At 33.4% G+C, this 8,672-nt stretch carries 10 protein-coding genes; 8 read left to right on the top strand and 2 right to left on the bottom strand.

The window, feature by feature from the left end; translation table 11 throughout:
* Positions 1–189: hypothetical protein (locus WFK35_RS17700; RefSeq protein ID WP_336733695.1), on the bottom strand; the 189-nt coding region annotated here is incomplete at its 3' end.
* Positions 190–800: 611 nt separating this feature from the next.
* Here WFK35_RS17700 and WFK35_RS17695 point away from each other — a divergent pair.
* The 8 genes from WFK35_RS17695 (at position 801) to WFK35_RS17660 (ending at position 8,294) form a co-directional block, all read left to right on the top strand.
* Positions 801–2,474, top strand: coding sequence for a helix-turn-helix domain-containing protein (locus WFK35_RS17695; RefSeq protein ID WP_052769178.1), 1,674 nt, complete (start codon positions 801–803; stop codon positions 2,472–2,474).
* A 532-nt stretch (positions 2,475–3,006) separates the two neighbouring features.
* Entirely contained in the window at positions 3,007–3,855 is an 849-nt protein-coding gene (locus WFK35_RS17690) for an RteC domain-containing protein (protein WP_047096359.1), read from the top strand.
* A gap of 221 nt (positions 3,856–4,076) precedes the next feature.
* A complete protein-coding gene (locus tag WFK35_RS17685) occupies positions 4,077–4,343 on the top strand; it encodes a helix-turn-helix domain-containing protein (RefSeq protein WP_047096297.1) in 267 nt (88 codons plus the stop codon).
* A gap of 24 nt (positions 4,344–4,367) precedes the next feature.
* A complete protein-coding gene (locus tag WFK35_RS17680) occupies positions 4,368–4,910 on the top strand; it encodes a hypothetical protein (protein ID WP_336733694.1) in 543 nt (180 codons plus the stop codon).
* An 18-nt stretch (positions 4,911–4,928) separates the two neighbouring features.
* Positions 4,929–5,180 (top strand): DUF3853 family protein, encoded by a 252-nt coding sequence (locus WFK35_RS17675; RefSeq protein ID WP_002978160.1) that lies wholly within the window; start codon positions 4,929–4,931, stop codon positions 5,178–5,180.
* Positions 5,170–5,871, top strand: coding sequence for a hypothetical protein (locus WFK35_RS17670; protein WP_336733693.1), 702 nt, complete (start codon positions 5,170–5,172; stop codon positions 5,869–5,871). The genes WFK35_RS17675 and WFK35_RS17670 overlap by 11 nt, the downstream gene beginning before the upstream one ends.
* 22 nt (positions 5,872–5,893) lie before the next feature.
* Positions 5,894–7,018, top strand: coding sequence for a hypothetical protein (locus WFK35_RS17665; RefSeq protein ID WP_336733692.1), 1,125 nt, complete (start codon positions 5,894–5,896; stop codon positions 7,016–7,018).
* 415 nt (positions 7,019–7,433) lie between these two features.
* Positions 7,434–8,294, top strand: a complete 861-nt coding sequence (locus tag WFK35_RS17660; protein ID WP_278353977.1) for a toprim domain-containing protein — start codon at positions 7,434–7,436, stop codon at positions 8,292–8,294.
* Positions 8,295–8,402: 108 nt separating this feature from the next.
* On the opposite strand, the gene WFK35_RS17655 is transcribed toward WFK35_RS17660, so the two are convergent.
* Positions 8,403–8,579, bottom strand: coding sequence for a histone H1 (locus WFK35_RS17655; RefSeq protein ID WP_240581025.1), 177 nt, complete (start codon positions 8,577–8,579; stop codon positions 8,403–8,405).
* Between the last annotated feature and the right edge of the window lie 93 nt (positions 8,580–8,672).

Genomic DNA, 8,672 nt, shown 5'->3' with positions numbered 1-8,672 from the left:
CCAATTGTCGCGATCTTTTGGCGGGTCTTTTTCCTTAAATTCGCGCGCCGTCACACTGTCACCCTTCTTCAGTAAAGAATTTTGTTCAAATGCAGCTTCATTGTTTTCTGTTAATGTTTCATTTTCCCGACAAGAATTTAATGCTAATAAGGTAGCTCCTGTCAAAATAATTGTTAAAAGTTGTTTCATGATCTAGGATTAAATAGTGAATAATCCCGGCCGGTTTTTTTTTAGAATTCTGCCAACGAATTTAGAGAAGCACGCATCATCGAGAAAGCGAGCATGGACCCAATTTATAAATTGTACCGGGTACAATTTATAAATCGTACCCCCCCTTATCATTTTACAAAATACTAAAAATCAACAATTTACAACGCTTTTAAACATTATTTTAGCCTGCACTTAATTTTCACTTGTAAATTATATTTCTCTCAAAAAGAGAACATGAACAACGAGAACTCTCGTGGGCAATAATCTCAAAAATTGAAAGGAAAAAATTAGAAGATTTAACGATTTAGCATTAAATGCAGGACGAGAAAATGTCAATATTAGATGACGCAAATAGTCAGATAGCGGATATTATCTTTTTTATTGTAAAAAATACATTTTTACAGTCGATATTCTTGCAATTAAGCAAACACTTGTTTAAATTTATACTCAAATTATAAGAAACTATTAATTAACCTTGAACTCAGTAAAAAGTTGGGATGAAACTGGTAAATGAATTCTAATGCATTTATTAAAACATTTCAATTACATATCTAATTTCTTATATTAGAATTCTAAACATCGTAGATAATTTGAAAAAAATTTTATTTTTATTAACTTTTACCTGTAAAATATTATGTGGTCAGGATTTTTCTGATTACAGGATTCAGTACGATAATTATGAAGAAAATGACGTGCGAGCATTTACCTTTATAAACCAATACATAAAAAAAGCAAAGGAAGAGAAAAACTATACCGAATTAGCACAGGCTTACAAAGATGCTACAAGCTTTTCGCCTGACAAGAAATTACAATATGCTGACAGTATGATCTGGGCTGCTAGTAGAACAAGAAGCAAGGATTTAATTGGAAGCTCCTATCTAACTAAGGGTACTATTTACTATTTTAATTTAAAAAAATTCAAATTTGCTCTGAACGAATATCTAAAAGCTTGGAACTACTTAGAACATACTAACGACGAGTATCTTTATTATAAAAATCTATATCACATTGGCGTTGTTAAAAGTTACCTCGGCCACTATGAAGAAGCAGTAAAAGTATTTGAAAAATGCCGGGCACATTATGGTGCAGAAAAAGCAATCGCTAATCTTCCCAATCTATCTTATAACAATAAGAAAGGTTTTTTAAACAGCCTTCAACAAAATGCTTCATGCCTTGTAGAGCTGAACCGTTTGGAAGAAGCTCGTTTATTAATTAACGAGGGCTTAAAAAAGACTGCTGGCGACATAGATTTTTACATTGAAAGAAGTTACTTTTATAAGTTACAGGGAATCATTGACTTTAAAAACAAAAACTACAATAGAGCAATTTCAAACTTTAATAATGCCCTCGCAGGTGTAGAAAAGAAAAATGATTTCACTAACATTTCCGCTGTCTATTTCTATAAAGGAAAAAGTCTTCTGCATAAAAACAAACTCAATGAAGCTATACAATATTTTAAAAAAGTTGATTCCATCTTTAAAAAACATGAGTTCATCTTACCTGAAGTAAGAGAAAGTTATGAGATATTGATCAATTTTTCTAAAAATACAAATAATGATAAAAAGGAGCTCTACTATACTAAACAGTTACTTAAAGTAGACCACATTCTTTCGACTGACTTCAAATATCTGTCTGAAAAAATCCATAAAGAATACGATACTAAAGATCTGCTGCAAGCAAAAAGAAGATTGGAAATTTCTAGTACCAACGGATATAGTATAGCATTTGTATTATTTTTCTTCCTGCTCGTTCTTTTCCTTATATTGTTTTTCAGATGGCAAAATGAAAAAAGAATCCAAGAAAAATATAACGAACTGTTGGCAAAAATGAAATCCGATGCTGAGCAAAAGCCAGCTGAAAAAGTAGATTTTAAGTTAAAAAACTCAAAACTAAATGAAGAAAAAGCCAATGAACTTTTATCTAAGCTAACAGCGCTTGAACGAGAGAATTTCTTTCTTGAAAAAAGTATGACACTTAATAAACTTTCAATAAAATTAAAAACAAATACAACCTATCTATCTGAAATTATAAATGACTACAAAGGTTGCAATTTTAACACCTATTTAAATCAGCTTAGAATAAGCTATATAACGCAAAAATTGTATGAAGATAAATTATGGCGTAAATATTCTACTAATGCGTTAAGTGCTGAAGCAGGATTCACCAACAAATCAAAATTTTCAAAGGCCTTCTACAACAGAAACGGGCTATCACCAATTGAATTCATAAGAAAAAGAAATAAGGAATTAGGTGATGGTGTGTAAATACTTTCATTTTTATTTCCTACACCTGCTTTCGACTCCAGCTCTGAGCTTTTATCCACTTCTAATTAATACCCATTGCACGTATTTACCGCAGTAAGCTGGCATTATTTCTCCTTTCGATATATAGATCACGGTACTAATGGTTCCATCAACCTCCCATTCACCACTTACAGTACATTTTTTACCTGTTGCTAAAGAAACTTTCAAATTTTAGTTATTGTTTTTTAATTCGACTAACACGATATCGAGAATCGGGATCACGAATTTAGAGAAGCAATGCTTTTCTTAATAATGCCAGGTGGTACGATTTATAAATTGTACCGGGTACAATTTATAAATCATCCATTACACCACCCAACACAACATACTGATTATCATCATCTTTTAAAACAAAGATCATCTTAAGTAAATATTCAATTAACTAATACCTACATCTATAATGGAAGTTGCTAAATAGGCCGTAAAAGGCCATCTAAAAAGTTCAATTGGTCACTATTAGTCCGAATTTTACGTGTTAATAAAAAATATGCATATGAATCGACAAGTTTTTAGAAAAAGAATTGATCAATTATGGAACAGTTTAATGACGTCAATAGACCAGATTAACAGAAGTGACTTAGATATTATCTTTCGAGCTGAGGAAATTCTTATGGAGACGGATAAATCTATTACAAGTTTGAAAACATTGTTACAACAATACTCTTTTTCAGACTGGAGCGACGAAATCTATTTCTTTAAAAATACCAAACCACAGTTTGTAGCAATCTACATTTATTACTCTAAAGTTCTATCAATAGAAGCCTCAAAACCATATGCCGATCCGCAGGCATTAAGGTCATATTACGAAAGTGAACGAGCTGCTTTATTATATTTTTATAATGAGCAAAAAGAATTTATCAGCTATTATCGAAGAAGATCAACGTTTCTTGATAAAAAGTATTTCGTACGTTTCAAATTTGACTTTAAATTAAAACTCAGTCCAGAATTATATAATTACGATAAGGAGTTCTGCACATCACACGACCATATCGTTGCACAAATTATTGCAAATGACCTCTTAGATCAATATCTAATGGACAAGGTGAGTACAAAAGATAAAAACGACAGATCACCCATAAGTCAAGTCAGGAAACTAGAATGGACAGCTCCTAAAGTTGCCTTGATTGAATTGCTATATGCGCTTTATCAAACGAAGTGTTTTAACGGCGGTCAGTCAGATCTTGCGGAAATCTTTAGGTGGGCAGAGAGTTCATTGAACATTAACTTAGGTAATTACCATAAGACTTTAAGTGAAATTCGGTTACGAAAAGGGGAAAGAACTAAATTTATATCTTTACTAGACAAGAATTTGAAACATTTTCTTAATGATCTGGATATTTAATGGTGAAAAATCTTTAGAATTTTCCTCATACTGTGAAAAATAGCATAACAAAAGCTTAAAGCAGATCAATTATTAAGCCTATAGAGCTATTTCCGATTTTCCCTTATAACAAAAGCCTGTCCTACAACTGGCTACAAAGAAATCTTTCGGTAGTAACGAAAAACTACCGAAAGATTTCTTTTCTGATTTGCAAATTTTGTCAAGTGATTAAAATTTGAACTATGGAAATATCTATTGTAACCAAAGAAGATCTTAAGCAGTTAAAAAAAGAACTGTTGGAAGAGATTAAACACCTGCTGGAAAATAGCACTCCAATACAAAAACAATGGCTTCGTAGCTCTGAGGTAAGAAAATTACTGAATATATCGTCCGGTACCTTACAAACTCTACGGATTAATGGTACTTTAACATATAGCAAGATCGGGGGCTCTCTGTTTTACAGCTACAAAGACATTCAAAAACTACTCGAACAGGTTACCAGCCATTAATATTCATTAATAATTAGCAGCAAAATGAAACAAGCTAAAAACATCTTCCGGTTGTTTGACAATGTAGTATCCGATGCACAAATGCTTCCTTCTCACATCAGTATGTACGTTTCACTTATTCAGTTATGGTCTGTTCACAACTTTAAAAATCCCTTTCGAATTCATCGCGAAGAAGTTATGAAGTTAAGCAGAATAAAATCACTCGCAACTTATCACAGATGTATAAAGCAATTAGATTCTGTCAGACTGATCAATTATTTGCCAAGCTATGATCCGTATAAAGGAAGCCTTATTGAAATTATTGAGGACAGAGAAGAGGCATCCCTGCAGATAAATAAATCTTCAGAAAAGGAATTTCATTTCGCCATACCTGAATTATTTATGGTTGAATTATATTTTCGTGAAAGGGATTTTTCTTCATCAGAAGCAAATAAATTTTATTCATACTACCAACTACGGCAATGGAAATTGTCAAATAATAAGTCTATGACCAGTTGGCAGGCCGCGGCTAGAAACTGGATTCAAAACACTAACAATGAAAAAAAAAAAAACCAAAAACTATCTTAACTCAAATTCCCACCATCAATGAAAAACATAGATCCTCAAACACCGCTGTGGAAGCTCACTGTTGAAGAATATCTGGAAATCATAAAAAATTTCTGTTCTGAAACTACATATGAATACGGACTGAAGGGATTGGCAAAGATCCTTGGATGTTCAATTTCAAAAGCTTCTGAAATAAAGTCTTCCGGAATATTGGATGAAGCCATAATACAAAGGGGTAATATTATCATTATCGATAAGAAAAAAGCAATAGAACTCTTCGGTGGAAAGTAACGTGTACTATCTGGAACTTATACAAAAGTTTTGGTCTTTTAACCAAAAAGCACGGCTTAATACTACGGCTGTTGCAATGTATCTGTATCTTTTGAAATTGGCAAACGATAACGGAGGATACGAGGTTAGCATCACGGACTCGACGATCGCCGACGCATTGTCCCTTACCCGCAAAACGGTCAAGCCGACTAAGGACAAGCTGCGGGCTTTGGGGCTTCTACAATTTGAAAATAAAAGAGGGCATCCCTGTTCTTACAGATTATTGCTGGATTATGCCATACCTGTGTCAGAAAGTGCGACTATTCAAAACACCACTAGCAACAGTAAACCCATTGAGGCGATGGTTGATCATAAAGTGATTAGGTTATCAGATAACGACATCGGTGACATTGCCGTACAAAACGTCGAAGAGCCGTCGGTATGTTTCAATTCCGGAAGTTATCCTTCCTGGGAGGAATTTATTCAATATGCGCGAACACTCAAAGCTTACGATGTTACCCTGGATTCCGAGATCAGGAATAAATACCTTTTGTGGTTAGAAAACGATTGGAAAAATGCAGCTGGCAGGCCAATTACCAACTGGCGTTCTTCTCTGAAAAGTACTTTACCGTATATGAAGACACAAGTGACTAATACCAGTCCTCTATCTATGGAGTATATTTCTAAAATTAAACGTCCAAAAACATCATAAAAAACGATTCTGAAAGATTATTATGGCTATTCCGGAAAAAGACCTGAAGCTTATACGTAAAAAATTTGAGGCAAAGCCCGAAAAAAATCCAGACAGGATACGCCTTGGAAATCATTTCGTAGACGATTTTATTTTTGAAGATCAAGAGGCTGCTGACATACCGATCAATGCCTTGCGGGTGATCTTTAATATTATTTCGATTATCAGCAATGAGCAGTTTCGACCAGAAGACAGGCCCAAACAGCTTTCCCTTTTTGATGAAGAATTCGAAACCGATCATAATATTTTTGCGGCAATGAAAATCAGGAACAGTAAAATTTCCCCCAGTGGCTCAACAAAACAGGTGGTGGACGCCTATGAGTTTCTTGCCCGATTCAAAATGAGCTGGTATAAATCTGTAAACTCAAAAGGGAAAGAGATTAAAACATTCGGAGGACTTATTTCTAATCCGAGTTATGACAAGCGCGGATATACAAGTTTTCTCATAAGCAGCTATTGGTTAAAAAAGCTGATGATTATTCCAGAATATAACTATATTCTTTACAATTTGGTATATAATATCAGGAATAACAAGCATATAATCTTTGCAATTTGGCTTTCTAAAATTAACGAAAATGGAACAGTTTTAAAACTGTCGACCTTCAATAAAAAGTTCGGATTAAAGTATAAGAATGCTAACGATTTTTGCTTTAAATTTTTGAAACCTGCCAGAGAAAACCTTAACAGGTATAATAATCTGTCATTCAACTATCATTATAAAGGCGATTCTATTTTCATCCAGCCTTTCTATATCAAAGGGACCATTGACATATCGTCAGATTCTGTAAAGGGATCAGAACTGATCAGTACGGTAGGTGATCAAAATAAAAAAATCACAAGAAGACTTCATTATTTCAAAAAAAGGTATGGCTTAAAACAAGAAGAGATGCTGCGTTTTTCTTACCAGTACAGAACAATTTCTCAAACCCGTGAGCTGATAGAAAAAGCTTTTGCGACATTTATCAAAAAAAACAGATTGAACGGAATAAGTTCTACTCAGCTCCAGGGAACTGACTTTCTAAGAAAGATTCAGGAAATTATCATTGAATTGTATCGTGAAACAAAAATGGGAGAACTTCTGCCGAATGGCTATCCTGTCATTTTATGAATTCGGAATTGCACTCATCCCCTTTTCGGATTTGTACTCGCTGAAGTTAAAGAATTATTAAAACAGCGTTCTTTTCTCCGGAGATTTCGGAATTGCACTCATCCCCTATTTTACAAAAATTAAAAAATTGTGGATAAATATTAGATTTTGTGGATATAGTACAAAAAAGATGAAAATGAAAAAATACAATTCGGATTTGTACTCATTTGAAAAAAGCTCAGATTTCGGAATTGCACTCATCTCTCTTTCGGAATTGCACTCATTCTCCTTTCGGAATTGTACTCATCCGGAAAACCACTGCAATTGCTTACAGTAGCTAAATACAAGAAATTACTAAAAGTAAATTAAAAAGTAATTAAAAGTCTTTTTTTATTTAAAAGGAAATTAAGAAAATATTTGCTCTAAAAGAAAAAAAATGAACTGTGAAGAAATAAAACAAAAGATCGACATTCGGACGGTTTTAGAAATGTTCGGCCGCTTTCCAGTAAAAGAAAATAAAAGGTCTGCATTTTATTTTGCGCTGGACCGGAAAGAAAAAACACCCAGCCTTTCTGTTGATTTCATCAAGAATAAGGCATTTGACTTTGGTACCGGAAAAAGCTATGATGTGATTTCCATTGTACAGCAAATTAAAAAGTGCTCTGTATCGGAAGCCTTGAAATATCTTTCCAGCTCTGATTTTTCTTACCAGAATCCGATTCATAAGAAAAAAAAAGGCGAGATCCGGTTAAAGAACGATTATAAAATTCTAGAGATAAAAGAAATTATCCACCCTGCCTTAATCCGCTATTTGAAATCAAGAAAGGTTCTTGAACAAAAACATATGGTTCACGAAATTCATTACGAACGTCAGGGTAAAACATATTTCGGAATTGGTTTTCGCAACGATTCGGGTGATTTTGAAATCCGTAATCCCTATTCTAAAATTTGTTTGGGAAATAAAGACGTTTCCTGGATTGAAGTCCGAAATAATTCAAAAAATGAAGTCGCCGTTTTTGAAGGCTTTTTCGATTATCTAACCTTTCGGAATCTTAGTAATGAAGATCATCCTGATTGTGATTGTTTGATTTTACATTCTACGGCAATGCTTTTTAAAGCTAAAGCAAAGTTGAAAGACTACGATAAAATCATTCTGTTTCTTGACAATGATGCTAACGGAAAATCCGTAAGATCAATCATTGAAAAGGAATACAAAAATGTGGAAGATAGCTCTTTACTGTATGCAGATTATAAAGATTTAAACCAATGGTTTTGCGTAAAAAAACAAGTACCTTAATATTATATTTTGATTGTCATTACGGTTTCCCGTATGTAGATTTTTTATTTTAAATGATCAATTACTGTAATAAAAAGAACCTGCTTTAGGCAGGTTCTCTTTGGACTACTATTTCTTTGATTCTTCAACAGAAACTTTTCTGAAATCCTTGAACAGCTTACTCAGCTCCAAAGCAGATTTTCTGGCTCTGGTTCCAGCTGCTTTGTTTCCTTTTTCAGATTGTTGTTCAGCTTCTTTGCTAAAAGCCTCAAATTCAGCATTGATTTTTTCAATAAGTTCCTTCATAATAGGTTGTATATTTTTTTTACGGCTGCAAATATAATTGTTTATTAGCTTTTGTGCAGTCCCTTTCGGTGTCATATCAAAAATGGCTGATAT

It is taken from the genome of Chryseobacterium sp. VD8 (assembly GCF_037149975.1).
Classification (GTDB): Bacteria; Bacteroidota; Bacteroidia; order Flavobacteriales; family Weeksellaceae; genus Chryseobacterium; species Chryseobacterium indicum.
This window is presented reverse-complemented; position numbering and strand designations above follow the sequence as displayed.

What these genes read in the sequence shown, in the direction of transcription:
- WFK35_RS17680 (WP_336733694.1), top strand. Translation starts at nt 4,368, where the DNA reads ATGAAACAAGCTAAAAACATCTTCCGGTTGTTTGACAATGTAGTATCC.
- WFK35_RS17655 (WP_240581025.1), bottom strand. Translation starts at nt 8,579, where the DNA reads ATGAAGGAACTTATTGAAAAAATCAATGCTGAATTTGAGGCTTTTAGC.
- WFK35_RS17665 (WP_336733692.1), top strand. Translation starts at nt 5,894, where the DNA reads ATGGCTATTCCGGAAAAAGACCTGAAGCTTATACGTAAAAAATTTGAG.
- WFK35_RS17690 (WP_047096359.1), top strand. Translation starts at nt 3,007, where the DNA reads ATGAATCGACAAGTTTTTAGAAAAAGAATTGATCAATTATGGAACAGT.
- WFK35_RS17675 (WP_002978160.1), top strand. Translation starts at nt 4,929, where the DNA reads ATGAAAAACATAGATCCTCAAACACCGCTGTGGAAGCTCACTGTTGAA.
- WFK35_RS17685 (WP_047096297.1), top strand. Translation starts at nt 4,077, where the DNA reads ATGGAAATATCTATTGTAACCAAAGAAGATCTTAAGCAGTTAAAAAAA.
- WFK35_RS17660 (WP_278353977.1), top strand. Translation starts at nt 7,434, where the DNA reads ATGAACTGTGAAGAAATAAAACAAAAGATCGACATTCGGACGGTTTTA.